At 43.8% G+C, this 25131-nt stretch carries 21 protein-coding genes; 8 read left to right on the forward strand and 13 right to left on the reverse strand.

Translation table 11 applies throughout. The annotated features are described in order from the left end of the window. The first annotated feature begins 43 nt into the window (after positions 1 to 43). The 8 genes from ABD873_RS10910 to ABD873_RS10945 all read left to right on the forward strand — a co-directional run bounded on the left by ABD873_RS10910 (position 44) and on the right by ABD873_RS10945 (position 7081). Positions 44 to 1207 carry a THUMP domain-containing class I SAM-dependent RNA methyltransferase gene (locus ABD873_RS10910; protein ID WP_345068263.1) on the forward strand — a complete coding sequence of 388 codons (1164 nt, stop codon included), beginning with the start codon at positions 44 to 46 and terminating at the stop codon, positions 1205 to 1207. A 4-nt stretch (positions 1208 to 1211) separates the two neighbouring features. Then, positions 1212 to 1859, forward strand: coding sequence for an HD domain-containing protein (locus ABD873_RS10915; RefSeq protein WP_039052705.1), 648 nt, complete (start codon positions 1212 to 1214; stop codon positions 1857 to 1859). A gap of 45 nt (positions 1860 to 1904) precedes the next feature. Further along, positions 1905 to 2729, forward strand: a complete 825-nt coding sequence (locus ABD873_RS10920; RefSeq protein WP_345068266.1) for a phosphodiester glycosidase family protein — start codon at positions 1905 to 1907, stop codon at positions 2727 to 2729. Between the two features lie 9 nt (positions 2730 to 2738). Further along, complete coding sequence (locus tag ABD873_RS10925; RefSeq protein ID WP_345068268.1) at positions 2739 to 3497, forward strand: glycerophosphodiester phosphodiesterase family protein; 759 nt, start codon at positions 2739 to 2741, stop codon at positions 3495 to 3497. A 1-nt stretch (position 3498) separates the two neighbouring features. After that, positions 3499 to 4335, forward strand: a complete 837-nt coding sequence (locus tag ABD873_RS10930; RefSeq protein ID WP_345068270.1) for an endonuclease/exonuclease/phosphatase family protein — start codon at positions 3499 to 3501, stop codon at positions 4333 to 4335. 41 nt (positions 4336 to 4376) lie between these two features. Continuing rightward, positions 4377 to 5138: a DUF4197 domain-containing protein gene (locus ABD873_RS10935; RefSeq protein WP_345068272.1), complete on the forward strand. Its 762-nt coding sequence runs from the start codon at positions 4377 to 4379 to the stop codon at positions 5136 to 5138. A 106-nt stretch (positions 5139 to 5244) separates the two neighbouring features. Beyond that, a complete protein-coding gene (gene pepT / locus ABD873_RS10940; RefSeq protein WP_345068275.1) occupies positions 5245 to 6507 on the forward strand; it encodes a peptidase T in 1263 nt (420 codons plus the stop codon). 10 nt (positions 6508 to 6517) lie between these two features. Beyond that, a complete protein-coding gene (locus tag ABD873_RS10945) occupies positions 6518 to 7081 on the forward strand; it encodes a nitroreductase family protein (protein WP_039052710.1) in 564 nt (187 codons plus the stop codon). Between the two features lie 59 nt (positions 7082 to 7140). Here ABD873_RS10945 and ABD873_RS10950 read toward each other — a convergent pair whose 3' ends face one another. The 13 genes from ABD873_RS10950 to ABD873_RS11010 all read right to left on the reverse strand — a co-directional run bounded on the left by ABD873_RS10950 (position 7141) and on the right by ABD873_RS11010 (position 24926). Further along, complete coding sequence (locus tag ABD873_RS10950) at positions 7141 to 7764, reverse strand: hypothetical protein (RefSeq protein WP_345068277.1); 624 nt, start codon at positions 7762 to 7764, stop codon at positions 7141 to 7143. Beyond that, positions 7754 to 8302, reverse strand: coding sequence for an RNA polymerase sigma factor (locus ABD873_RS10955; protein ID WP_345068279.1), 549 nt, complete (start codon positions 8300 to 8302; stop codon positions 7754 to 7756). The genes ABD873_RS10950 and ABD873_RS10955 overlap by 11 nt, the downstream gene beginning before the upstream one ends. 49 nt (positions 8303 to 8351) lie before the next feature. Then, the gene (locus ABD873_RS10960; RefSeq protein WP_345068281.1) at positions 8352 to 9605 is read right to left on the reverse strand and encodes a YeiH family protein; all 1254 of its coding nucleotides are present in this window, start codon (positions 9603 to 9605) and stop codon (positions 8352 to 8354) included. A gap of 3 nt (positions 9606 to 9608) precedes the next feature. Continuing rightward, on the reverse strand, positions 9609 to 10529 hold the full coding sequence (locus ABD873_RS10965; protein ID WP_345068283.1) for a TIGR01777 family oxidoreductase: 921 nt from the start codon (positions 10527 to 10529) through the stop codon (positions 9609 to 9611). 1 nt (position 10530) lies between these two features. Further along, positions 10531 to 11967, reverse strand: coding sequence for a phytoene desaturase family protein (locus tag ABD873_RS10970; protein WP_345068285.1), 1437 nt, complete (start codon positions 11965 to 11967; stop codon positions 10531 to 10533). 22 nt (positions 11968 to 11989) lie between these two features. Next, complete coding sequence (soxC, locus tag ABD873_RS10975) at positions 11990 to 13228, reverse strand: sulfite dehydrogenase (RefSeq protein WP_345068287.1); 1239 nt, start codon at positions 13226 to 13228, stop codon at positions 11990 to 11992. 10 nt (positions 13229 to 13238) lie between these two features. Continuing rightward, positions 13239 to 13850 carry a c-type cytochrome gene (locus tag ABD873_RS10980; protein ID WP_082021743.1) on the reverse strand — a complete coding sequence of 204 codons (612 nt, stop codon included), beginning with the start codon at positions 13848 to 13850 and terminating at the stop codon, positions 13239 to 13241. Then, positions 13843 to 15480, reverse strand: coding sequence for a hypothetical protein (locus ABD873_RS10985; protein WP_345068289.1), 1638 nt, complete (start codon positions 15478 to 15480; stop codon positions 13843 to 13845). Before ABD873_RS10985 ends, ABD873_RS10980 begins: the two co-directional genes overlap by 8 nt. A gap of 21 nt (positions 15481 to 15501) precedes the next feature. Beyond that, the gene (locus ABD873_RS10990; protein ID WP_345068291.1) at positions 15502 to 16842 is read right to left on the reverse strand and encodes a hypothetical protein; all 1341 of its coding nucleotides are present in this window, start codon (positions 16840 to 16842) and stop codon (positions 15502 to 15504) included. Between the two features lie 12 nt (positions 16843 to 16854). Next, complete coding sequence (locus tag ABD873_RS10995) at positions 16855 to 18183, reverse strand: RagB/SusD family nutrient uptake outer membrane protein (RefSeq protein WP_345068293.1); 1329 nt, start codon at positions 18181 to 18183, stop codon at positions 16855 to 16857. Positions 18184 to 18187: 4 nt separating this feature from the next. Next, on the reverse strand, positions 18188 to 21217 hold the full coding sequence (locus ABD873_RS11000) for a SusC/RagA family TonB-linked outer membrane protein (RefSeq protein WP_345068295.1): 3030 nt from the start codon (positions 21215 to 21217) through the stop codon (positions 18188 to 18190). A 214-nt stretch (positions 21218 to 21431) separates the two neighbouring features. Further along, positions 21432 to 22334, reverse strand: a complete 903-nt coding sequence (locus tag ABD873_RS11005; protein ID WP_345068297.1) for a sulfite exporter TauE/SafE family protein — start codon at positions 22332 to 22334, stop codon at positions 21432 to 21434. 6 nt (positions 22335 to 22340) lie between these two features. Further along, a complete protein-coding gene (locus ABD873_RS11010) occupies positions 22341 to 24926 on the reverse strand; it encodes a TonB-dependent receptor (protein WP_345068299.1) in 2586 nt (861 codons plus the stop codon). Positions 24927 to 25131: the final 205 nt, after the last annotated feature.

Genomic DNA, 25131 nt, shown 5'->3' on the forward strand with positions numbered 1-25131 from the left:
TTACACATTTTTTGCATGGAAGATTAATTAACTTTGCACAAATATGAAAGAAGTTTTCAACACCCCCGGCAAAGTGATAGTAACTTGCTACAAGCGTCTATCCCCTTACCTCCAAGAAGAAATCTGCGCGCTAGGATTCGAAATAAAGAGGACCTTCAGCACAGGCATAGAAACCACTGCATCTGTCAACGAATGCATACGCTTAAACCTTAATCTGCGGACAGCAGGTCAGGTTTTGTACGAAATTGGCGCTTTTCGGGCTAGAAACGCCCAAGAGCTATACAACGCCTTGGTAAAAATAAGCTGGGAAGATCTTATTCCAGTTGATGGTTACTTTTCGGTAACATCCTTCGTAAACAATGAAACCATAACGACTCCACTGTACGCCAATGTCAAAGTAAAAGACGCCATCGTCGATAGAATAAAAGATAAGATAGGGAAACGTCCTAATTCAGGGGCAGACCTTTCCAAAGCAGTAATCCACCTACACTGGGTGGAAGATAGAGCGGAGATTTTCCTAGACACCTCAGGAGAGACATTGTCCAAACATGGATACCGTAAGCATCCCGGCAAAGCCCCTATGTTGGAAGCGTTGGCGACCTCTACCATCATGGCCACACAGTGGGACAGAAAGTCTCCTTTTGTGAATCCTATGTGTGGCTCCGGCACCTTAGCCATTGAGGCGGCACTGATAGCGCAAAACCGCACGCCAGGCTTGCAACGCATGAATTATTCGTTCATGCACTTCAACGGTTACGACGAATCGGTGTTCTTCCAAGAGAGAAGACTACTGAAAGAAAAGACCAACAAGTCAAATATACCGACGATCATTGCTTCGGATATTTCCGAACAGGCCGTTGAAATAGCACGCCTGAATGCCAAAGCCGCCGGCGTAGAACACCTCATACAATTTGCCGTGTGTGATTTTGCAAAAACATCCATTCCAGAAACTCCAGGAGTGATCATGTTTAATCCGGAATATGGCGAACGCCTAGGCACACACACTAAGCTGGAAGCTACCTACAAACGTATAGGAGACTTCATGAAACAGCGCTGTAAAGGCTACCGCGGATACGTTTTTACTGGAAATCCGGACCTTGCCAAAAAAATTGGTTTAAAAGCTTCTAGGAGAATTGAATTTTTTAATGGTAAATTAGACTGCAGATTATTACAATACGAACTTTACGAAGGAACAAAAGAAAAGTAACACTATGCAAAACGTCATTGATTTAACTATAGCATTCGTTCAAGACAGACTTAAATTTGCTGAAGCAGGCCACGATTGGTGGCATATACAAAGGGTGTGGAACAACACCAAACTTATACTCCAGACAGAAAAGGCTGACCCACTCGTATGTGAGCTAGCCGCCCTATTGCATGATATCGCCGACAGCAAATTCCATAATGGTGATGAAACCATAGGCCCCCGAGTAGCAGGCGAATTCCTAGAATCCATAGGTGTCAACCAAGAGGTCATCGAGCACGTAAAACAGATTATCCTCAATATGTCCTTCAAAGCTTCGCTCGGAGATGTAAACTTCCATTCCAAAGAGCTTGAAATCGTGCAAGATGCTGACAGACTTGACGCCATAGGCGCAATAGGCATAGCAAGAGCCTTCAACTTCGGCGGACATAAAAACCGTGAGATGTATAATCCAGACATCAAACCTAGAACAAACCTCACCAAAGAAGAATATAAAAACTCTTCCGTACCTACCATCAATCACTTCTACGAAAAGTTGCTCCTGTTGAAAGACAAAATGAATACGCAAACAGCAAAACGTATTGCAGAAAAAAGACACAAATTCATGGAAGACTTTCTGCAACAATTTTATGATGAATGGAATGGAATAGCCTAAATCAATTCTATATTTATAAGAAGATATGTAAATTAGGCAGTAATTATGAAAAATATTACTGCCTTTTTTTTATACCTAATCCTGCCCTTAACCACTTATTGCCAACAACTTGTCAGCAATAATGATTCGGCTACTTTTACCAACTTCTCGTGGCAAAATGAACATATCGCCAAAGGGGTAGTATGGAGAAGCGGACATTTTAACTCTCTTTTCAATAGCAAGCAGTTTATCAGCATTTTAGAAATAGACCTTTCCAAGAGGAACAAGAAGCTGGGCATTGTAGCATTACCCCAGCAGCTTGAACATACCTCTACCCTAGCCCGGCATGCCAAAGCTCTCGCCGCCATAAACGGAGGTTTCTTCCATATGAAAAACGGAGGAGCTGTCAACTATATAAAAGTTAAAGGTAAGGTGATCACCTATTCCAAATCAAAAGGTACTCATGCCAATGCCTTCTTCGCCTTTGATAGGAAGAAGACCATTATCACCTCGGACTCTGTAGCAGCTACCGCACTGCCCAACGTAATGTTGGCAGGACCTCTCCTCCTAGAAAACAATAGGACGGTAAGTCTTGCGGACAACGCCTTTAATAAAAATAGGCACCCAAGAACAGGGGTTGGCTTGGCAGGCAACAAATTATATCTAATCACGGTAGACGGTCGCAACAGCATGTCCCAAGGCTTCTCTCTGGCAGAATTCACCAACATCTTCAGATGGCTGGGATGTACTGACGCCATGAACCTAGACGGAGGAGGAAGCACTGCCATGTACATCGAAGGAAAAGGCATAGTAAACCATCCATCCGACAACAAGAAGTTTGACCATCAAGGAGAAAGAAAAGTTGCTAACATCATTTACATCAAAAAATAATCAACAATTATGAAAAAGATCCTAATCTTAACAGTACTATTATCAATCAATGCAGTGGCTTGGGCCCAAACCAAAATCGTTGCCCACCGTGGAGCCTGGAAAAATACAAACGCCCCTCAAAACTCTATAGCCGCCCTAAAACACGCCATAGACCTTAAGGTGTGGGGCTCGGAGTTCGACGTATCACTAACCAAAGATGATGTTCTTGTCGTAAATCATGACCAAGATTATCAAGGAATAGATATCGCCACAACAGATTATGCTACCTTAAGCCAAAAGAAATTGGCAAACGGCGAAACATTGCCTACAGCAGAAGAATATCTTCGCGTAGGATTAAAACAGAAACGTACTAAAATGATTTTTGAAATAAAACCTAACCGTCTGGGGAAAGAACGTACCATAGAAGCTGCCGAAAAATGCTACAACCTCGTCAAAAAGATGAAAGGACTCAAGAAGACAGTATTCATCTCCTTCAGCTATGATGCCTGCCTTCATCTGAAAAAGCTAGACAAAAAAGTACGCGTACAATACTTAGGAAGTGACAAGTCTCCTATAGACCTATACAATGACGGCTTCAGCGAAATGGATTTCAACTATTCGGTATTCAAGAAAAACCCTCATTACTTCCAAGATGCTAAAGAAAGAAAAATGAAAATCAACGTTTGGACAGTAAACAAGGAAGAAGATATGCGTTACTTTATCGACAACAAAGTGGACTATATCACCACTGACGAACCGGAATTACTTCAGAAAATTTTAGCTCAATAATATGAAAAAGCTGCTATTAACCATTATAAGCTTCTTTAGCTTAGCCACAGCCCTGCAAGCCCAAGCTTTGCAGGTAGGCACATACAATATACGTCAGCGAAACACCATAGATGAAGGAAATCTATGGCAAGACCGCAGAGAATATCTGTGTAAGCTCATCCGCTATCATGATTTCGACCTGTTGGGGATTCAGGAAGCTTTCAAAGACCAACTTGAAGACATGCTGAAGCTGCTTCCCAAGTATGGAGCAGTAGGTGTAGGTCGCGATGACGGAAAAGATAAAGGCGAACATTCGGCAATCCTTTACAAGAAAAGCCGCTTTACGCTTATCAAAAGCGACACCTTCTGGCTGTCGGATACCGACACGGAAAAGCCTAACAAAGGATGGGATGCCGCACTGCCACGCATCTGCACTTGGGCAATCTTCGAAGATAAGGAAAACGGCAAGCGCTTCATCATGATGAATACCCATTTCGACCATGTGGGAAAGGTCGCAAGGACAGAAAGTGCTAAGCTGATGCTCCAAAAAGCGCACGAACTCGCCAAAGACCTTCCTCTCATCATCACTGGAGACCTCAACGTCGACGAGAAGAGCGACGCCTACAATACGTTTGCTAGCTCACCTTACATTCAGGACACCTATGAGTTGGCTCCCCTAGTATATGAACCTAACTCCACCTTCAACGGATGGGGTAAGTCTCTAAAAGCTAAAGAAAGAATTGACCACATTTTTATCTCAAAACCTTTTAACGTATTGAAATACGGCGTCTTAACGGACACCTACATGGGCAAATTTCCGTCCGACCACTTCCCAGTGCTGGTTCATATGGAATGGTAATTCATTTGTTTTTTTAATTTTGTATAACAAATTCAAAAGCAATGAAAAAATTATCCTACTTGGCACTAAGCATCGCGGCTCTACCTCTGCTGTCAGGTTGTGAGGCTATGAGCCAGATGGCCAGCACCTTGCCGCAAGCTACCCCTGGCACTACAGCAAAAGATTCTACGATAAGCCAAACAGAAGCTGTCAGCGGAATCAAGCAAGCCCTAAACAATGGCCTTCAAAACAGCATAAAAACCTTATCCGCAACAAACGGTTTCTTTGGAGACGCCGTAGTGAAAATCTTGATGCCTCAAGAAGCACAAAAGGTAGAACAGGCCTTGCGCTCCGTAGGTATGGGCAAGCTGGTGGACAACTTTATCTTGAGTCTAAACCGTGCTGCAGAATCGGCAGTAAAGGAAGCTGCTCCCGTTTTTGTCAATGCATTGACCAAAATGACAGTGACCGACGCCTTCAACATCTTGTTAGGACCCCAGCAAGATGCAGCGACAACCTTCTTCAAACGCACCACCTCCAACGAGCTCACACAGAAGTTTAGCCCTATAGTGAAGGCAGCCTTGGGAAAAAATAATGTAAGCACTTACTGGACACAGCTTACAACAGCGTACAACAACCTCCCTATCGCCACGACGAAAGTAGAGACAAACCTCAACGCTTACGTCACCCAAAAAGCCATTGACGGCCTTTTTGTGAAAGTCGCCGATGAAGAACTAAAAATCAGACAAAATATAGGTGGTTCACGCAATTCCAGCATCCTGCAAAACGTTTTCGGATGGGTGGACCAACAAAAACAAAAATAATTTCTTAGGGAAGAGTTGCTCTTCCCTTTGTTTTCCCATTTCTTGACACTAACGATACGCTAGGGAGTATTTCTTTTCCTACATTTGTAAAGCAATAATTTAAAAGATGGATTTTTCTGTTATCAATGATATAAAAGATATGTCTGTTGCAGAGCGCTTTATGCGTTACGTGCAAATAGATACGCAATCGGATCCTAATTCTGCTACTTTCCCTTCTACAGCTAAACAGCTGAACCTTAGCAAAATGTTAGTGGAGGAGCTTACAGCTTTGGGAGCAAAAGACGTAGAACTAGATGAAAATGGATATGTCTATGCGACAATCCCTTCCAATACGGATAAAAACGTTCCGGCAATATGTTTCTGTTCACATGTGGACACCTCTCCTGACTGCTCGGGAAAAGACGTAAAACCTATCGTGCACCGCAATTACCAAGGTCAGGATATCGTACTTCCCGATGATAAGAGCGTGGTTATCCGTTACGCCGAACATAAAGACCTTGCCGAACAAATCGGCAACGACATCATTACGGCCTCAGGCACTACGCTGCTAGGTGCTGACGACAAGGCTGGCGTGGCAGAAATCATGGAAGCCGCAAAAATATTGCTGCAAAACCCTCATATAAAACACGGTGACATCAAAATCCTCTTCACTCCGGATGAAGAGATAGGACGTGGTGTCGACTTCGTTAATCTCGAACGTGTGGGTGCAAAGTTCGCCTATACGATGGATGGTGAGAAAGCCGGCACCATAGAAGATGAAACATTTTCGGCGGATGCCGCCACATTGACCATACATGGTGTTTCGGTACATCCCGGCTTTGCTAAAGGGAAAATGCAAAGCGCCATTAAAATTGCAGCAAAAATCATTGAAGCGCTGCCAAAAGATCGTCTAACGCCGGAAAGTACTTCCGATAAAGAAGGATTTATACACCCTACCAATATCTCGGGATCGGTAGAGAAAGCTACGATAAACTTTATCGTCCGGGATCATGTGACTGCCAACCTGGCACGCCATGAAGCAGAACTGGAAAGCATAGCCCAAAAGATTTTAGCACAATATCCGGGCTGTTCCTATACATTCGAAACAAAAGAGCAGTACCGCAATATGAAAGAAGTGCTGGATCAATATCCGGAAATCATGGAAATAGGGCTTGAAGCTATCAGAAGAGCAGGCATGACACCCGAACGTCGCAGTATACGCGGAGGCACCGACGGCTCACGCCTCTCATTTATGGGTTTACCTTGTCCTAACATCTTCGCTGGTGGACATGCCTTCCACGGAAAAATGGAATGGGTAAGTATCCAAGATATGGAAAAAGCCGTAAAAACAATACTGCATATCGCTGCACTTTGGGAAGAAAGAGCTTAAATAATATACTATGTCAAACGAAGTTTTAAATGCAATAAAATTCCGTAGAACTGTATCACAAAACAGTTTTACAGATCAAGATATTTCCAAGGAGGATATCCTCACCATCTTGGAAGCTGCAAATGCAGCACCAACACATAAACGTACTCAACCGTGGCGGTTTGTCATCTTCCGCAAGGAAGGTCTTCAACGTTTGGGAAATGAGCTGGCACGCATCTACAGACAGGTTACCCCTGCCGATAAATACACAGAGCAGGGAGAACAAAACATGGCTAAGAAGGCAACCATGTCAAACGTGGCCATAGCCATCATCGTCAACTACACTGGAGATGTGCCTGAGTGGGAAGAGTTGGCAGCCACAGCTTGTGCTGTACAGAATATATGGCTATCAGCACATTCCTTAGGAATAGGTGGTTACTGGGCAACACCTGGACTTATCAACCACTTAGGAGAATTCCTAAGACTTAAAGAAAACCAGAAATGTATAGGTATCTTCTATATGGGACACCACAATATGGACACTCGTGAGCCCGTACGCGGAAGTATAGAAGATAAGATCCGCTGGGAAGAATAATAAGAAATGTCATTTCGAGTACGTATAGGAATATTACCTATACGCTTGAAATGACATTTCTACTTTTTGGCATTGACCTTCAGAGAGAATACAGCTTCCTTACCCTTCCATTCCTCCTCTTCAAAAATTTGATTTAGCAGTCCATTTCTCACGTTAGAAACTGTAAGCTTCCCTCTCTCATCAAAAAGTAGGCGAACATGCTTCTCTCCCTCCTCAACAGTCTTATTTTCTAACCCTTTAGCAATACGTCCTTCAAGATGCTGCCACCCTTGCACCGGCTGGGCGTCACCGGCAGAAGGTATAACCTGTACCACATACTCTTTGACCGGCATAATCTCTACTTCCGTCAAGTCCGCCGTATTTTGGTTAGGTAGATGTCGCATCAATATCAAGATACAAACTATCAAAAACATAACACCGGCAGCCATACCCACAGCAAGGCGCTGCCAGCTATAGAAGCGCTTGCTGCGTTCCCCAGCCAAGGAGTCTACACGTGCGGTAAGCCGCTGCTGCAGCAAACTCAGCTGCTTGGCATCTACTCCCTGCTGCATCCTATACCCGTCTATCGCGTCCTGCAAAAAAGGGTCTTCCAATGCCTCGCGTTCTAACGCATGCATCTCCTCCCGACTCATCAAGTCGTGGATGTAATTGTGAATACGAGATAATTGGTAATTATTTTCCATGTTTTCTGTTCTCCATACATATTTTGAGGTTGCGCTTGCCATTCTGGATGGCACTCTTCACCTTCCCTAAGTCCAACCCCGTCTCCTCGGCTATGTCCTTATAACATTTTTGCTCTAGGTAGAAAAGACGTACGCAACGCTGCTGATCCGCATTCAACATTTCAAGACAATATTCCAGCATTTCAAAATCATGCTCTTCCCATCTTGTCTCCCCCTCAGCACTTAGCTTTCTCTCGCTTTCATAAAGGTTATCTTCAATATCTACCTTCTCAAACCTTTTGTCTTTACGTAGCTGCATTAGACAAAAGTTTTTAGCATATACATAAAGCCAGCTTTTAAAACTTTTTACTTCGTGTGTCCTTAACTTATCTATTAACTCTTCAAAAATTTGCATCACCGCATCCTGACTGCGCTCGGCATCCTGCAGATACTTATAACACACACCGTAAAGCAACGACATATAAGGAGCATACAGCTTGCCCAACACTTCTACACTTCCTGTAGCACGGTATCTGTCCAATAACTCCTTTTCGCTCATATATGCTTTATGTATTATGAAGATGTCCCAACATGGCTATTTCCATAAATTATCTAAACAAAATTAGCGCCACAAGAAGCGTAATGACAATATTAAAAGACTGCGCTATCAAAAACGCATATAAAGGCTTTTTGTTGCTTTGTTGAAACAGATCCTTGAAGTTTGTCTCCAGACCTATAGAGGTAAAGGCCAGCACAAACCAAAGATTTTGTAGACTCTTCAGGTTGTCTTTAACCTGATTCGTAGTCTCCGGAGAGATTACGAAGGAGAAAAGTAAGGAGGCAAAGACAAACCCCAAAACAAACTTGGGAAAACGTTCCCAGATTACACGCAAGGTAGGTTTATCTTTCTTCGTCTCCTCGTCCACAGACTTAGAATAAGTCCAATAGATACTGATGGCAAAGGCTGCTATTCCCAACAACACATTTTGAGAAAACTTCACTATAGTACTAATCTTCAAAGCTTCATCTCCTACCAAAGAGCCGGAAGCCACTACAGCTCCCGTAGTATCTATGGAACCTCCCAACCACGCTCCTGTCACTGCCTCGGATAGCCCCATCCATTCTGCTAGGTATGGCATTCCTATCATCATAGGTATCGCTGTTATAAGCACCAAAGAAATAACATAGGATAGTTTCTTGCTGTCCCCCTTTATAGCTCCGGAAGTAGCAATAGCTGCCGACACGCCACAAATAGATACAGCACTAGCCAACATCAGAGACATCTCCTTGTCTATCTTAAGCTTCTTACATACCCAAAAGGCGAAATACCATACCGAAAGCACTACCACTAGCGCCTGTATCAATCCCAAAGCCCCGGCTTTCAAAATATCCCCAAAGATGACTGTAGTGCCCAACAGGACCAACCCTATCTTAACATACATCTCCGTGTTGAGAGCCTCCCTAAACCAAGAAGGCAAAGAAAAAATATTACTAATAAGCAGCCCTATGGCCAAAGCAAAGATGACAGCTTCCAAATTATAATCTTTCACTGTACTGTTTCCTGCCAGCAACAAGGCTAACACCGTCAGCACCGCTACCGAAGGAAACACTACAAGCAAAGATTTTACCGACTTACCAAGCAATATAGCCCCAAGCAGTGCTATGGCATATACTGCTCCAAACTGAGTAAGTAAGTTGATGATGTTTTGAGCCGAAAAAATCTTCTCACTTAATTCTGTCCAGGAGGGCCAACTGAAGGTAGGCTTCGGAACGATAATTCCTGCCAAAGCTAAAAAAATCGTTCCCAACCCCAAGATGACAACAACCCAATCTTCTGTAATGACAATCTTCTTTTCTGACATAATTTAGTGTATATGTTTAGTTAGTTCTAAAAATGCTTCTTTAATCGTTGGAAATTTAAAAACAAACCCTTCACGTACTGCTCTGCTGGAAGATACTGCATTAGTCTGTAAAATCATGTCGCTCTCTACCCCCTTAAAGTAGGCACCAACTTTGGCTAGAAAGGCCGGCAAAGGCAGTCCAAAAGAAATTTTATTAACACGTTGCAGTTCCTTCATGAAGATTTTATTGCTTACCGGCAGAGGAACACAAGCATGATAGAGCGACGACGGATCCCGATGATGGATAATCCATAGCACCAAATTTATTAGGTCCACCTCATGGATCCAGCTTATCAACTGTTTTCCGTTTCCCGCCTTACCCCCCAATCCGAATCTTGTCAGCAGATTCAATTCCTTGAACATGCCAAAATCCTTGGACAACACGGGACTCAGCCGCAAACAAACCTGCCTTGTGGCGGGCAAGTGGAACATAAAAAAAGTCTTTTCCCATTCCTTGACAAGGTTGGCTAAGAAAGTATCTGCAAAACGAGTGCTCTCCTCATCGCTAAGCTGCTCAAGGCCCTCAAAAATAGAAGTTCCGGAAATGTTTATCCATAATCGCGGAGGTTCTTTCAATCCTCGAATGGCCTCTCCCAAGATGTATGTAGGCTTTATGCGTGAAGAGGTTAACGTCCTTCTGTTCTTCTCGGTAAACCTACATTGGATACTTTGCCCTGAAAGATTGATTAAAGTATCGCTCCCTTCCAATACCGACATCCATTCCCCCAACTGTTCACCATCCCAAAGCACGTAAGAGAGGTTCTGGCGGTTGGAAGATTTAGTCGTTCGACTCAGTATAATGACTTCATAACCTTGCCTCAGAAGCTCCTCACTGAGCACTCTGCCGACGTTCCCTGTACCTCCGGCCAATATTATCTTTTTCATATTAAGGCAAATTAATGATGATACCAAAATGATCTTTTAGTGCTGTTCGTGCAGCATGAAATCCACACATACCATGAACACCTCCTCCGGGAGGGGTGGCTGACGAACATATGTATACCGAACTGTCCGCAGTGCGGTAAGGTGTCAACGAGCGTGTCGGTCGTGTATAGAGCTGACCTATATCCATTATACCACCATTAATGTCTCCTCCTATGTAGTTGGGATTGTAGGCTTCCAACGCCTTAGGGCCGTACGTATGGCGTGCCAAAATAGTATCCTTAAAGCCAGGAGCAAAACGCTCGATCTGATTTTCAATAATGTCGGTGTAATCATATTCTGTTCCATTGGGAACGTGACAGTAAGCCCATCCTGTATGTTTGCGTTCTGGAGCCCTACTTCGGTCAAACAGACTTTGTTGGGCAAAAAGCACAAAAGGGCGATCCACAACCTTTCCAGCGTGAGCTTCACGCTCCGCACGGGCAACATCAGCAAAAGTATTGCCTATGTGTACTGTGGCTGCCTGTCTCGCTCGTAAGTCCGTAAAGGGAGTAGGCTCCGACAAGGCCCAATCCACCTTAAACACCCCCATCCCTTGTCTATATTTCCTGAGTTGACGCTCATAAGAGGATGTAAAATTCAAACCCTTGATGGAAAGTATCTGCTTAGGGGTGAGATCTAGAATAAGAAGTCGATGATCGGGTAGTGCGGCACGGTCCTTCACCCACACCTCTGTCTGAATCTCTCCTCCCAACTTGAGGTAATAGGTCGCTAAGGCATCAGCTATGCTCTGAGATCCCCCGACAGGAATAGCCCAACCAAACCTATGCCCTACCGCCATCAACACCATCCCTATGGCCGACGTGGTCCAGTTGCTGAGCGGTTGAATACCGTGGGCTGCCATGCCTGCCCACAAGGCTTTAGCTCTCTCCGTCTTAAATCGTGAAGCGACCCATGAGGCAGGTAGCACAGCCTTCCATCCAAACGATGCCAACAGTATAGGATCCTTCGGAAACAGTAGGGGACCCATTGTATCTTCTGCTAATATTTCCCAGCGGTCTACAACTTCTTGTATGAGGCTACGGTAGAGCTTCCCATCATCACCAAGCTGTTGTATGGTCTCTTCCAGATTTCTGGATAGCACGGCCCCGGTTTCCCTTAATAGGGGATGAGCCGCCTCATATCTGGCAAAGGTGAAAGACAACCCATACTCCTCTAAAGGTAAAGACCGCATGAAAGGAGATGCCATAGCCATGGGATGTATAGCCGAACAGACGTCATGCTTATACCCCGACAGGGTAAGTTCTTTCGTGCGCAGCCCCCCTCCTATGGTGTCCGAACCCTCGACAAGCAATGTCGATAGCCCTTGCTGCTGCAAGGTTATTGCAGCTGCAAGTCCATTGGGGCCACTGCCCACTATGACCGCATCGTATTTTGCCATTATATAAAAATAATCAAATTCTTCATTTTATATCTTTTACGTCAGCCAAGAAAACTTCTCCTGACTTTTCTATATCCCAACCCACTATAGGATTGAAATGATAGCCTCCTTTTGAGTCTCTAGCTTTCACCAGTTGGCTATAGGTGGGCTGAATATATCCTGTTTCGTCAATGGCCTTGCTTAGGATACGAGTAGGTTTTCCATCCCAGTTCCACATGTATCGAAAAGCGGTATGTGCTTTCTCCAGAACAGGTCCCTGCAAGTGCGCCTCATTCCACTTACGACCATTATCCGTACTTATGAACACCTTTTTTATTTTTCCTCTTCCACTCCAGGCAATGCCCCTTATTTCGTGCCATCCTTTTTCTATCTTTTTAGGATAGGCAGGATAGGTTATAATAGATCGCGCATCCATGACAAGGCTGAACATCCTGATCTTACCCTTTGCTATCTTTTCTGTGTACTTTGATGTTTCTTCCCTTGTCATAAAAGGCTTTTCAGAAAGTTCTATTCTCCTCAGCCATTTTATCTGTGTATTTCCTTCGAACCCCGGAATCACTAATCGCATAGGGTAGCCTTGCTGCGGTCGTATCGGCTCTCCATTCTGTGCATAAGCTATCATCGCTTCTGCCAAAGCTTCTTTGAGCGGTACACTACGGGCCATCAAAGCGCCATCTGCTCCCTCAGCAAGAAACCATTCCGCTTGAGGCTTAATACCGGCTTCCTCAAGGATGGTAGAGAGTAACACCCCGGTCCATTCACTCTGGCTGGTAAGCCCACAAACTTCCTGTGGTGTCATTTCCCTTTTTCCATATCTAAAATTCCCCGAACATTCTATAAAACAAATGCGTGTTACCGAAGGATATCTTTTTAAATCTTTCAGCTTCAACACCAAAGGTTGTTCTACCAAGCCGTGAATGAGGAGCTCGTGCTTTTCTGGATCTATTTCCGGTATTCCGGCATGATGCCTTTCGAAGTGAAGATCTGAAGGTGTAATGGTGCCATACAGATCCTGAAGTGGTGTACGGGCCGCTGTTGTCGATGTAATCTTCTGCAGACGTTCATATTTAGAGCGATAACCTGCCTTATCAGGGCCACGCCCCTGCACCTTCGAGGGATCCACCACAATTTTGGTGTCCTTGTCTGGTTCGATGATTCGGTTGTTCCACATTTTTACCACTACAAAAGCTACTGCTACGCCCAGCAGAACACCCACCATCCAACGCTTAAAAAGCCTTCTCCAATATACTTTTGTGTCCATTCTAATCATATTATTTGATTTCGTTTCCTCCTCTACGGTCGTCCAGCACAAAACGAGACTTTGCAGGCATCTCGATCTGGGGAAGGGTATTGGCATTCACAGGATATTCTTCCTCAATAATCTTATTCCGATATAAAAGGTAGGCAGTCACATCATAGACCTCTTGGTCACTAAGGGAGCCGGGAGCATTGAAAGGCATAGCTCTGCGCACATAATCGAATATTGTTGTAGCATAGGGCCAATAATTACCAATGGTATTGCGCTTGGAAGTGTCTGTAACGACAAGTTGATCATATGGTCCTTCATGACCGTTTTTGCCATGACAGGAAGCACATTTAGCCAAATAAATTTCCTTTCCTCTGCTCGCTAGTCCCTCTCCTTTTGGCAACCTCTCCCCCTGCGGATTGACATCGATATCCCATTTTTTTATCCTTTCCTTGGAAGCTTGCCTGCCAATACCGAACTTTTGAGGCCATGTTTTCTGATAAAGGTCCAGATTTTCTTTCCACTCTCCTTCTCCGGAAGGAGCAGCATAAGATACATTCTCTGCTTGCCGGTCTGAACAGCTTATCGCCAAAAGTAATGCCCCTACGACAAACAAGAACGAAGATATCTTATTCATACTGTCCAGCAACTAATTTTCCCGGAGAAATCTTGTAATCTTTTTTTACCCTATCCAACACCACATACAAGGAATCTCTATTTTCATCAACACCACGTAAAATTACTCGCTCCCCATCATTTTGTATGGTATAGCGCACGACGAATCGTTGTCTTATCTCTCTTTTTGCCAATTCATCCGCTTTAGCAAATTCACGCAGCCTACGTGTGGTTCGGGCCTTAGGATGAACATAATCTGCCTCATTTCCTAAACGCCGCTTCACCTCGGCCGGAATCCACTCTTCCAATGATATGGTAGGACTATCTATCTTCATGTCATTCAGGGATATATAGTTACGTACCCCTCTGTCTCCTCCTGAATCTGCCGTCTTATTGCGCTCATCCGGAATGGGCTTGTACTTATCCTCAAGGTAAAGTGTTTGGGTTACTGTATCTATATAATAGTGAAAAGCTCTTTGACCACCCGCCACTCCCGAAATTTCGAAAGTACGGTTGACATCTCTTTTAGGATCACCGCCACCGTTGGATAAATCCAAAGGCAGAGGACGGTGAACTTTGAAGGTCAACGTAGACCATTTTTCAAAGGTGGCTGACTGCCATCTTACAGTATCCAGAGGATCGTAAGGGTGTTCTACACCGTTGAGCTTAAACTCACTAACAGCATAATTGCCGCGGAAGGCCTTATATCCTGCCGTGGAGGGCTGCTTATAAGGATCATAACGGAAATCCAAGTATTGCAGATAAAAAAAAACACCAATGAATAAGAAGATAGTTAGCGCCTTTAAGCTATATCTAACAACCTGCAAGGGCGTAGCAAAGACAGGAAAAAATAACGATACCTGCGCAGGAATCTCTTTGACGAAAACCTTATAGAAAGGCTTATAGTAGGGTACAAGGAGGAAAAGACTTAACAGCACGAAATAGGAACTATAAACGTGCACACCACCATCGTAGGCAAAGTTTACGACCACTATGGCTCCCAAGGCCCCCACAAGTAATGCCGCTCCTATTGCTACGGTTCTGCGGAAAAACAACAACGCTCCCGCACCAACCTCCAATACTCCAGCAAACACTTGGTACCACGGCACTATCCCAAAGGACAACCAGAAAATTTTCTGGGCTGTCAAGTCACCATAATCCGTATCTAATAATCCCAAAGAAGGATAAGGCATCTGCACAGGAAACAGCTTCGTAAAACCAAAGCCTATAATCCCTAGCCCCGCACGGTAACGGACAATAACATTAAGCCAGTAGTATAACCTCTCGTATTCCTTACGCTCCCTTTTAAGAATTTTGACTATGAGAGTCCATAAAAGACCTGCTATCGTTGCAAAGATCAAGGTGTTCACCCATATGCTGTAACCGAGCAGACGTGCTCCAAACGTAGTGGTGCCGAAATAATTGACTCCCGAACCAAAACGACATATATCATACAAATCGCGGTAGTCCAGATTCCACCAGTCTATATTCCACACATGGGTATACCAATGGGGATTATTGGGGATAGCAATAAGAATGAAAAATATAAAGCTTATGCGAAACAATATACGTTGCCATTGTGGCCACTGCTTCCTGTCGACATAAGAAGTGTCATGATTGATTACTGCTGTATCTATTTTTTTCTTAGACATAACTTTACAGATTTGATTTGGTTAGAGTTTATACCCTACTTTTCTTCTTCCTACTTTCTTGACTTCTTCCAATAAATATTTCTTTTTTGCATCTACCAGAAGAACTTGCAGGGAGTCCCCTCGACCGTTGGTTCCTCTTAGTAGTACGGCATTGCTGTCGGGCTGTGACAGCTGGAATCTATAGCTATCAGCGATATAATGCTTATTTCTATTAGCTAGAGTAAGTATGGAATCCTGCTCACTAAATTGAAAAGTATAATACAGCCGGTCACCCACCTGTGTATATTCGTAATTGCGTAGGCTGTCTTGACGCGGCCACAATCTACTTGCCGGCTCCTCGACCACGATGCTTTCGTTCACACGAATACTCAATGTATTCCACCTTTCGAAGACCACATCTTTCCACCTTCCATTCTCAAAAGGTGAAGGAGCTATGGTATCTCCGTTCAGTACAAAGTCTTTCACCCAATATTTTCCTACAATGCCTTCCAAACCTTTATGTTGAGGGTAAAAAAGGTTTTGCTGCTGCCGAAAGGCAGAATAACTTTTGAATCCCACCACAAAGAAAAAAACCACTGCAAAGGAGATCTTACCCACAACCCTTACCTTCTTCCATCGCGAATGATTCCACTCCAAATGCCAAGCTGCAGGCTGCGTAAAGGCCTTATGGTAGATCAACCTTCCAAGACGCCCCAAATCATACACAAATACGGGCAACGACAGCAGTACTATATAGGTAGAAACAAGAAAATCACCACCTTCATACGCCAGATCTGCCAAGAAAACATTGCCATAAAAGGGGATGATGAAGATTACGCCAAGAAATGCTGTCCTTCGAAATAATAAAAGGATGGCCGCAGCAACCTCCACAATGCCGAGGAAGACAAGATAGGCTGGAGCGGCAGACAGACTCAACAACAGATGCTTCCAATGCTGAAAATAGCCATAGCCAGTGTTAAGATGGCTCAGAGAAATCTCCGGAACATACAGAGGAAAAACTTTCAGAAAGCCTGCAACCAATAGAATCGAAGCAAGTTTATATCGCGAAAAAATGCGTAGGTAATAGTACCACTTGTTCAATTCCAGATGAGGCTGCCTGCTTCGCCACAACAAGGCCAGTGCCACAGCTATGCCTAGATAGATAGTCCAATCCAATATCGTGGAGTTCTTGTCAAAAAAATGAGGAAGAAAGGTGACCAGATTATAAAAATCTATCAAAAGATACTGCCAGCTCAAGCTTAACAGGATAGAATAAAAGTCCTGCTGGATAGGGATACTCAGCAATACTATCCACAACAAAGATATCCGTAAAAGGATGTCTTTAAAACTATTACTTGCGTATATTTTTTTTACTCGTGACATAGGTATTGTTTTTTATAGTGAGTAACCGGGATTTTGCTTCAATACATGGTCTGCAAGAATCTGACTATAAGGAATAGGAAGCAGCAGCTTATAATCTTCGGTAAAACCCAAGACGCTCTTAGCTCTTCCTGTACGCACTAGGTCGAACCATCTATGTGCTTCCAAGGCGAATTCCAAGCGTCTTTCCTCCTCGATAGCTATGAGCAGATCCTCCTTGCTCTCAAAGTTCAATGGTTGAAGCTGAGCTCTACTTCTAACCCTATTCAGATCTTGCTGCGCTACCTCAATCTGGTTCAGCTGTGCCCGAGCTTCCGCACGGATAAGGAAGAGCTCTGCTATACGTACGATATAAGTTGGGTCTGTGGCCGGACTGCGATAATAGAGGTTTCCATACCATCGGTCTTGGTTATCCTTGGCGATTAAAGCACTACGTGCTCCTCCCTTGGTTGGGTCGTTCAACAGTGTCACCAAAGCGGCATTAGGAGCCCACTGCCGCGTACCGCCATTATTCTGGGGCTGCCACTGTCCGCGATGAGGATTTAATTCATTAGCACTGTAAAACAGTTCAAAAACTGATTCTTTTGTTCCTACTACATTGTCGACAAAAAAATTATAATAAGGATTTACCAACTCATACTCCGGATCATCAATAAGCAGAGAAGCATAAGCTTGTGCTTGCTGCCACTCCTTACGATAGAGAAAATAGCGGGCCTTAAGTGCCTGAACGGTCTTTTTGGTAATGCTGAAGCGATCGGTAGTTGAGGGGAGCAGCCCTTCCGCTTCATTAAGGTCGGACAGGACCTGTAAGTATGTTTCTTCTGCCGTAGCCCTCGGAATCCCTACATTTTGCCCTACCCTATCTGTCGGTTCTGTAATGATAGGCACCCCACCCCATACACGTACCAAGTCAAAGTAAGCCAATCCTCGTATGGCCAATGCTTGCCCCAGCACCTGATTTCTTACTGTAGTGGATATACTTTCTGACGAGATGGTCTTCAACGTTTTGATGATACTGTTAGCTCTGTTGATAGTCTTATAGATTCCTGACCAAGTGGAAGAAATGGTTGGATTCTCAGGCTTCACACGGTGATTGATAAATTCCTGCACTTGCGATTGGGAGCCTGTCCATTCTATGTTGTCGCCAGATAAATAAGCGATAGACTGATAGTTTACGCTATAATAATCACGAAGGGCACTGTATGCTCCGTTCAATGCCGCCTTGGCAGATGTTTCGTCCACGATAACAGATTCTCCTGAGATCGAGGATTTGGGCTCTACCTCTAGGAAGGAAGTGCAAGCGGTCAACCCAAACAAAAAGAATATGTAGATAACGTTTTTCATTTCATTATAATGTTAGATTAACACCTAGTTGAAAACTGCGAGGCTGAGGTGGCGTTCCCAAGTCTATACCCTGTTGGTTAGCACTTGCATTAGCTGCCGATTCCGGATCCAGTCCGCTATATTTCGTCCACAGAAATAGATTATTGGCTTGTAGATATATTCTGAGTTTGCCGAATGGCAGCTTAGGATTTTTATTTTTACTAAAATTATATCCTAGGCTAAGTGTTCTAAAGCGCAAGTAAGAGCCGTCTTCCAACCACCGTCCACCACCATCCAAGTAATTATTTACATTTACGCCATCGCTTTTAGGAATATCGGTAATGTCACCAGGCTTCTGCCAACGTGCCAGGTTAGAAGCGAAGATAACACGTGCCGCATCTCTGGCACCGCCTCCCTCTCCGAAAAACCTATTATGATTATACACTTTGTTACCTACCGAAAAAGAGAAGAAGGCATTAAGGTCAAATCCTTTATAATTAAAGCTGTTGGAAAATCCTCCGAAATAATCTGGCCATATGCTGCCTAAGATCTGACGATCATCCGTAGTGATTTTTCCATCTTTATTCACATCTTCGTAAACGGCATTTCCCGTCTCAGGATCTACATAAAGCTGGTTATATACCCAAAACGAATACATAGGATAGCCTTCTTTGAAAAGAATTAAATCACGGCTTCCAAAATTCATAGGACTTTCCAACCTCTCTATTCTATTGACATTACGAGCAATGTTGAACGCCGTAGTCCATGAGAAATGAGCAGTTTTAATATTGTTCGAGCTGAGAGAAAATTCAAATCCTTTGTTGGAGATTTCTACGGCATTGTCTATATAACTCTGAAACCCTGTAGTAGCTGCAAGTACCTTGGTCAGCAACCCGTCCTTTGTGTACTTGTTGTAATAATTGATGGATAGGTTGATGCTATTTTTAAAGATGGAAGCATCCACTCCGATGTTAAACTGAGTTGTTTTCTCCCAGCTGAGTTCTTCGTTGGCTAAACTTTCCGGTGATATTCCTGCAACATTTTGATAGGAGGCATTAAGTCCTGACCACAGCTTACGCGAGGCGAAAGAGTTGATACCGTTCTGATTGCCTGTCACGCCGTAACTGCTTCGTAACTTCAGCTCGCTAACCCATTCCACATCACGCAGAAAACCTTCATTCTTGATGTGCCATGCTATCCCTACAGCAGGGAAATACCCCCACTGCCTTCCTTTGGCAAATTTTGATGATCCATCCGCACGGATGGAGAAATCTATGAGGTAGGTATTCTTGTATCCGTAGTCGACTCTTCCGAAGAAGGAGGCAAGGGTAAACTTATCCCAGTCCTGAGAACTGGTGGTGGTGGCAGCCGAACTTATCAACTTGAAGCTATTGCTGGCGAAGCCTCTACCACTCGCTGAAGTAAGTTCGAAAGAAGTTTCCTGCAAAGTGTTTCCTACCAGCACGCCGAAGCTGTGACGGTCGTCAATTTTCTTGCGGAAGGTCAGCGTCTGCTCGTTGATCCATGTGGTTGCCTGCGTAATGGCAGACGTCGCCAAACCATCCGGACTTCCCGCTATAAGTAAGCTGTTCCAATATTCGCGCTCATTGTAATTGTTGTAATCTACACTAAAAGTGGAACGCAGTTTTAAGGAAGGCAGGATTTGCAGCTCCCCATAAATATTGCCAATATAACGAAGGCTTTTATTGGTGACGTCATAGTTTTCCAACAGCAACGTCAGGTTGTCGAATCCAGCTCTTCCTACCAATACTCCCTCTGCATTATAGGGAGACAAGTAGGTCGGTGTGTGAAGTGCTGCCTGAAGAATTCCACCTTGGGGGCCATCTCCTGCACGTCCTTGATTTCTGGTCGTCCGTGACAGGGCGTTGGACGCACCTATCTTTACACGTGCATTGACACCCTGATCGAGATTGACACGGAAACTGGTACGGCCGAACGATATAGGGCGCAAAATAGATTCTTGGCTGTTATAACCACCACCAATATAATAGGTAGTATTTTCACCTCCTCCATACAGCGCTATATCGGCATTGTAAAGTCCCGCCGTACGGAAAGCTTCCGAAAGTCTGTCATATGTCTGCTGCTCAGAAGGCAACCCACGTCCTCCCTCCGATACAGGGCGGAAGGGCTCTTCTTTCCCTATATTTCTGAAATATTCGTTTACCAGAATAGCATGCTCTTCCCCTGTTGTAAGTTCCCAGAGTCTTATAGCTTTGGCTCTTCCACTATATAGATTCAGATCTATCTTTGTAGATTGGGAATACTTACCTCTCTTAGTAGTGATGAGAATCACTCCATTTGCGCCGCGAGAGCCATATAAAGCTGTAGCTTCAGCGTCTTTTAACACTTCTATGGATTCGATATCCGATGGATTAATGTCCGCTATAGGAGAAGTAGCCTTCCCTCCGGTATTGATAGTCTGAAGACTTTCTCCGTTAATAAAGATTCCATCAATAACATATAAGGGATTGTTATTCGCATTAATGGACGTAGCTCCTCTTAACCTGATATTCAAAGCCTCTCCCGGCACTCCTGTATTCTGTGCAATCTGTACTCCCGAAACCTTACCTTGCAATTGCTCATCAAAGGAACCTGCCGGAATGTCTCGCAATGTTTCGGCTTTCACCTTTTCAATGGAGCCTATGGCATTCTTCTTCTCGTAAGTTGCATATCCTACCACAACAACCTCATCTATAGTCTTCTCCGAAGGATGCAACTCTATGGTTGTCGGCGACTCCCGAATGATTAATTTGCGGGTTTCATAGCCTACATAAGTTACCACAACAGTGAAAGGTAACTTTTGTCCTGTGACAAATTGAAACCTTCCCCTCTTATCCGTCTTCACACTGTGCGTAACAGCTTCTAACTGTACGGTAGCTCCTTCAATGGGTTCTTTGGTGACAACGTCAATAACGGTACCTATCAATGAAGCATTGATAATGGGTTTTGTTTCCTGTGCTATGGCCAAAGGATGAACAAAAAATAAAGACAATAGTATTCCAAGAGCGTAAAAAAACACCCACTTATAATTCATAATACCAAATTTTAAAGTAAATAAATCTTACTTCAGACAGACTTATATGCTGTCCGAACATTCGAAGAAGTTTGTTATGATGATTTTCCTAATGGAAATATAGGTTAGTTACACATTCGGGACTTATAGCAGATGCTATAGAGAATGACGAAATCCGCATTAGGATAAAAAGGATCTAACAAATTATTATCCATGATCTTCATAGGTTTTAACTTTATTTGATGAGTAGGCTAATAACATTTACGGAAGAGGTGATAATCACTAATGCACCCACAAGGATGAGCAAGATTTTGGAATTGACTTTGGATGCGACATATGCTCCTATTGGAGCTGCAAGCACGCCTCCCAACACCAAACCAAGAACTATGTCAATATGTTGTACGCCGAGCAGAAAGATAAATACTGCAGTTGCAAAATAAGTCACGAAGAATTCAGCGGTATTTACTGTACCTATGGTCTTTCGAGGATTATGCCCCTGACTTAAAAGGTTGGAAGTGACGATAGGTCCCCACCCTCCTCCACCTATGGCGTCCAGCAATCCACCAAACAGAGCCAATAAAGGTGCATATTTAGTTTTAGGCTTATGCTTATCTTTTTTCCGAAGGGCTTTATAAATCAAATATCCACCCAAAAAAATCAAATACACAGAAATTAGGGGCTTTAACGTCGAACCATCCAACACGTCGGACAATATATAGGCACCTAGCGTGGCCCCCAAAACACCGGTAAAGACGATGCGCACGAAAAGCTTTTTATCCAAGTTTTTGAAGCGGATATGTGATAAGCCAGACACACCTGTTGTGAAAATTTCGGAGGTATGCACACTGGCCGAGGCTAACTTTGGAGATATACCTAGGCTTAACAACAGCGTAGTACAGCTCACACCATAGGCCATGCCTAAAGCTCCATCAATAAGCTGTGCCACAAAGCCCGCCACGATAAAAAACAAAAATGTATAGTCAAAATGCATTTCTCCTTGTATGTAGGCCTCCTTCAGCAGATACGCAAAGTAAAAGAGTATGGCACCCTTAAGCACCAAGATGATTAAAACTATAGAAGATATAGACTTTTTGCTTTTTTCCAGCTGTACATCCAAGACTTGTACCTTTTCACTCATCGTATTTTATTTTAGATTATATCTTAATGTTATTCCATAGGTTCGGGGCTCACCTACTACCCCTGCATACTGACCGAAGTTGCCAGGAGCTGCCAACAGCTGCTCATAGTAATTTTTATTAGTTAGGTTTCGGCTCCACACAAAAAATGAGAGACCATTTACAGCACGAAATCCAACCCTACCATTAACCAATGTGTAAGCGTCAATATTCAGGAATTGTGATGGCGAAGGGCTTGAAGAAAATTTAGATCGATAAAATGCATCAGCCCCGAGAAAAAAGTTGCCCTGTAAGGATAATAAAGTGCCTCTTAACGTCGCTTCAGGTCCCAACGTCCAAGACCATTTGGATATACCAGGTAACACTCCACCTGAAATATCTTTAAAGGCTTCAGCTCCTCCTACCTCTTCCAAAGGTACGGGAGCGTTCGTAAAAGAAATATACTTGCCGTCCGTATAAGCGAATGCTCCGTTAAGTTTTAAATTATTATTGGCCTTCCAGCTTCCGTCAATCTCCAATCCTTGTACCCGTACCCTTTCGGCATTGGCCAGATATCCCCTGTTGACTCCCGGATCGGGTGTCTGCACCTGCGTCTGGAAATCGCTGATGTGGGTAGAAAAAAGGGTGATATTCAACAAAGCGTTACTGGTAGGTGAAGTCTTAACACCAATCTCATAGTGATTAACCGATTCCGGCTTCACCTCTGCCAACTCCGTAGCTACACGCCCCTCAACAACCGGTAATCCCCCCACATTTATACCTATTGGTTTAAAGCTTTTGGAATAGGTAAGATAGGCATTATAGTTCGGCGTAAACCTGTATTGTAAAGAAAGCTGTCCAGAAAAGTTATCGGCATCGGCATCAATGTCAAATGCCTGATCCGAATAAATACTGTTCACCGCGGCATACTGCTGATCCGTATAGGCTATATCGTTTTCTATATATTTTTTTCGGTTGTAGTTAGTCTTTTTTCGATCGTAGTTGTATCGCACGCCTGGCAATAGATGTAGCTTGTCCGTTATAGCCCAATCCAGCTGACCGAATGCCGCCAAGCTTGTACTTTTAATTCCATAAACAGTGCGAATACCCACATTGTGTATCAAGCCTGGCCCCCATTGTGTCGCGGAAGGACTGCTTTGCTGAAAACGCCATAGCGCATCTCCTGCTTCTTCCGTATGGACGGGGTCGGTCTTCAAATCCTGCCATAAGCCAAATACGCCCACCACCCCACTCAATCTATCGTTAATCTGTCCCGAATACCTAAACTCCTGTGACCACTGCTGGTGAGTGGAGTTACCTGATGAAATAGTATACACGGGAATTCCCAGATAATCTCGATCATTCAGCGGCACCCAATCCCAATAGCGCCAAGCCGTGGTAGAGGTCAACGTAGCATTACCTACTTTATAATCTGCATTTAAGGCTATCCCCCCAAGCTCATTGTCGGCTTTCGAACGTGTATCTAAATCCACCTTTCTTTCAAAAGCGCTCTGGTAAGGGATGGTGTACCCCAAATCTTGAATGATGGTTTCAAACTGTCTATAAGCTGAACGCTGATTTTTTACTATGCCGGCAATAGGCCATCCGTAGCCATCAGGTCGCTGCTTAGTCACATCTGCCGTCAAAGATATTTTGAGGTTGTCCGAGAAGGTATACAGCAGTTGAGCACGCAGCCCCAAATTATTAAGGTCATTGATCTTGCGATCGGAATGTACATTGTAAAACAATCCGTCTCTCTGTGTGCCGGAAAATGAAATGCGTGCAGCTAGCTTGTCTTTCAACAGCGGCCCTGTCAAAGAAGCCTTTGCCTGAATAAAGCCATAATTACCATAGCTCAACTCAAAAGATGCCTGCGGCTCAAAGTAAGGATTACGTGAGGTAATGTTAAAAGCCCCGGAAGTAGTATTCTTACCGAATAACGTTCCCTGTGGACCACGTAACACTTCAATCTGCTCTACATCAATAAAGTCCAATGCCGTAGCCGCCGGACGTGCCAGATATACACCATCTAGGTAAAAGCCCACCCCAGGTTCTATTCCATCGTTGGTCAGTCCAAAAGTAGATCCTAACCCGCGGATATTCAAGGTAGTATTGCGTGCATTGGATGAATATAGCTGTACTGTAGGTACAACCTCCTTGATACGGCTTACGTTAAAAGCACCCACATCTTCAATGGTAGATGCCTTCACCAGTGAGACAGGAATAGGGATATCCTGAATTTTCTCAGTCCTGCGACGCGAAGTGACAAGCACCTGCTCCAAATCATTAATTTTCCGAGATAGAGAAATTACAATAGGAGATCGATCCACTACAAGCTTTTTGGATGCATAGCCTACGAAGGAAACAAGAAGCGTAACAGGTAATTTCTGCCCCGTAATAAATTCAAAGCGACCTTCAATGTCAGTTTTAACCTTATGTGTTACTCCTTCCAACTGTACAGTTACTCCGCCCAAAGGCCCTTTTGTCAAGCTGTCTAATACAACACCTGTAAGAGATGCGTTGATAATCGGTTGAGGCTGCTGAGCCTTAGAGGATTGCACAAGAAGTAGTAAAATTAAGAATATGTTGATGCCATAATTAGCTTTAAATTTCATAAATTTAAGTCGTTAAATAGTGTGTAATGCAAGTGCTAACTCCATTTTATACTTGTAACCATTATTTAATGTAAGGGGAAGCCGCACACTTCCCCTTTTCATATAAATAAGGGAAAAGAAACTATTTACACATTCGCATATATCGGGTAATTATTCGTTGCACGGACCGTTCATAAAATAAAAGGGCTTTGAAAATTTTTGCTTG

It is taken from the genome of Sphingobacterium thermophilum (assembly GCF_039541675.1).
GTDB classification, from domain to species: domain Bacteria; phylum Bacteroidota; class Bacteroidia; order Sphingobacteriales; family Sphingobacteriaceae; genus Sphingobacterium; species Sphingobacterium thermophilum.